The sequence below is a fragment of the Candidatus Margulisiibacteriota bacterium genome (genome assembly GCA_041650855.1).
Lineage (GTDB): Bacteria > Margulisbacteria > WOR-1 > O2-12-FULL-45-9 > XYB2-FULL-48-7 > JALOPZ01.
Map to the genome: position 1 here is coordinate 1 of JBAZKJ010000012.1, position 2,766 is coordinate 2,766.

The 2,766-nt window shown below is 56.1% G+C and carries 2 protein-coding genes; both read right to left on the bottom strand.

Annotated features, from left to right (window positions below; all coding sequences use genetic code 11):
- Positions 1-2,244 (bottom strand): protein phosphatase 2C domain-containing protein (locus tag WC529_09105; GenBank protein ID MFA5114427.1); only part of this gene is annotated, 2,244 nt, incomplete at its 3' end.
- Between the two features lies 1 nt (position 2,245).
- The coding region (locus WC529_09110; GenBank protein MFA5114428.1) for a hypothetical protein at positions 2,246-2,766 on the bottom strand (521 nt) is incomplete at its 5' end.

Below are 2,766 nucleotides of genomic sequence, written 5' to 3' on the forward strand. Positions count from 1 at the left end.
TTTTTGAAAACTGAAGAGCAGTTCAAGCGCTTCGTCGTGGCCGATCGATTCGCCCGCCTTCAGTTTGCCGGCGATGTTAACCGTCCGGTTAACCAGGGTATTGTATTTGTGTTCGGCCAAGACTCTGGCCATTCCTTCCGCTTCGATCTTAGCGGTTGCCGCTTGTTCTTGCTGGGCCAGTCTGGCTTTGAGCTGTTCTATTTCTTGCCGGCGGCCGCCAAAGAAAGAGAAGACCTTTTCCGCCAGCCTGGCGTACCAAGGCGCCGGTTGCGTCGCGGCCGCTGGTTTCGGCTGATTGACGACCGTATTCGCGGTCCGGGATGGATCCGGCGTGAACGGATCAAATGGATTACTGGCCGATAAGAACGGATTACCCGGAGCTGGCGGGAAATCGTGGATTTCAACCGACGGCAATGTTTGGGCCGGGATTTGCCGGACGGTGGTCGGTTCTTCGGGCTCGATTGTTACTTCAATTTCCGGTTGAGGCGCCGGAGCGGCCGGCTTTGACGGCTTTGTCTCGGGGGCCGGGGGGGTGGAGTTGTAGACGACGGTATGCCGCTGGTCGGCCGCCGGCGCGTAAGTATCAAGATAGGCCAGGACATCCTCGTCGATCTTGACGGCCACGACGCTGACGTTATCGCCGAAGCCGATGGCCCTGGGTTCTCGTCCCTTTTCCTGGGCTTTCGCGGCTTCCTGCGTTCTCATGTTGGCGACCGCTTGGTTATGCAACGCCAGACTGATAGCCGCGGCGTCTTGGCTTATGGTATTGTCGACGAGCTGTTTCAGTTCTTCAAAAGAGATGAAACCGTGGAATCCGTCGGTTGTGATCAGGTAAAGGTCTCCGGCCCGAACTTCCCCTTGTCCGGCTTGGCGCAGACTGGGTTGTTTGCCGGCAATTCCCAGGGCGTTAATGATCGTGTTCTTCCCTTTTAATTCATTGACCCCATTATGGTATTGAGCGGAGGAGTGCTCTTCCATCGGGAGGGTCAATTTGTCTTTTTTATCGGTCAGGTCGAGCTGATTAGTCATCGCCATATAGCTTTCATCCAGAGAAAGGAGTGAGAGTTCCCCATTTCTCAAGCGGTAGATCCGGGTGTCGCCAATAACCTGGGTGGCATAGCGGCGCCCTTCAAAAAGGATCGCGGAAAGGGTCGTCCCCATGCCGGCATTATTTACCGGATCGGCCGCGGCCTCTTTTTTAATCGCTTGGTCGGCTTCAAGGACGCCATGTTGCAGGGTGTAATCGTTGGCTTCCATGAATAACTTATCATTGACTTTAACCGCCAGTGAAGAAGCGATATCCCCGGAGTTGTGTCCGCCCATGCCGTCGGCGGCAAGGGCCAGGATCCGGCCGTTCTTGATCGCCAACAGGACCGCGTCCTGTTGCTCTTTGCGGCAACCGATGTCGGAGATCGCGCCCAGGCCGCCCAAGTTGAAATAATTGAAGCCATCGATGAAGGATGAACTCCCGCCGGAAAAGACGGAATTGTCGAGGGCGGGGGCGGGGAGCCGCACTGGGCCGGTCAGCGGTGGCGGCGGGGTCAGGACCGGCATGGCCGGCGGGACCGATTGCAAGTACTGAAGGACCCCGTCGCGGACCCGGTTGTCGGTTGAGGGATCGCCGGCGAAGGCGCGGAGGTAATTGACCCCGCTTTGATGGATCGGGATCTTTTTGCGGGTCATTTCAGCGACCAGTCTGGTCAATTGGTCGGGATGGTTCTCCAGCTCGGCAAAAACAACCTCCGAGGCGAGGTCGACCTCATTGGAGAGGATGCCTCCGGTCCGGAGCTTAAGATAAAGATCAAGGAGTTGTGACCCTTCCAGATCATTTAGAGGGATCTCTCTGTTCGCCAACGCGTCAATCGCCAGTTCTCTTGAGCCGTCGCTTTTGTCGAGCGCGGCCATTAAAATATACGCCCGATCTTCGGGTTTAGTTGTCGGGTCAAGCAGGAAATCAAGATCGGTGGTGACGCTATTAATGCTGGAGGGTTCGATTAAAAGATCAGCCTGGGGCGCTGCCTTGGTCCGGTCAAGAATGGCTGGGAGTTTTTTTCGGCCAAGATTGATCCTGAACTGCGCTTGCAGGGCGAGCTTAGTCGTTTCCGGAGAGACGCTGATCTTGTTGTCGATGATCGGCGTTAAGATGTTGCGGCGGACGTTGTCGAGCGTCGCCTGACTGCGGGCGTTCCGGACGGTCCGGTCCAAGATATTTCTTAAATGAATTTCAGTGATCGGTTTAGCCATCTTATTTCCCTTCGGACATATCGCCCATCATCAAAGCCAGCGGGCTCATGACCCTTTGCACGACCTGGTTGTCGCCGTATTTGTCGACGATCGCGATGAGTTGTTCGTTGATCTCGTCGATCCGCTCTTCGCTTAAGCGTAGGCCTTCGGCCGCTTTTTCCGAAACTTCCTGGTTGAGCTGATTGATGATGGTCAGCGCTTCTTTGACCGTTACTGGGACCGTAACGGCAACCGGCGCAGGCGGCGGCGGTGGGGTCGCCTGACGGGCGCTGGATGGGAAGGGGTCTTGGAGGATGCTTTGGCCAACGGAGACTGGCGTCTGACTGGCCGGGGCCTTCCCCATGACTGTTTTATCGTCTGTAACCTGGTTGATGGCGATAGATTTTCTTTCTCCGGCCGGTTGAGCGTAAAGGGCGCTCTCTAACGCTTGTTTAAAGGAGAGAAAATCCGGGAAAGCCCGCTCCGGGTCAAAAGAGAGAGCTTTGGCCAAGACCAGAAAAAGAGAATCGGACAAAACCCGGG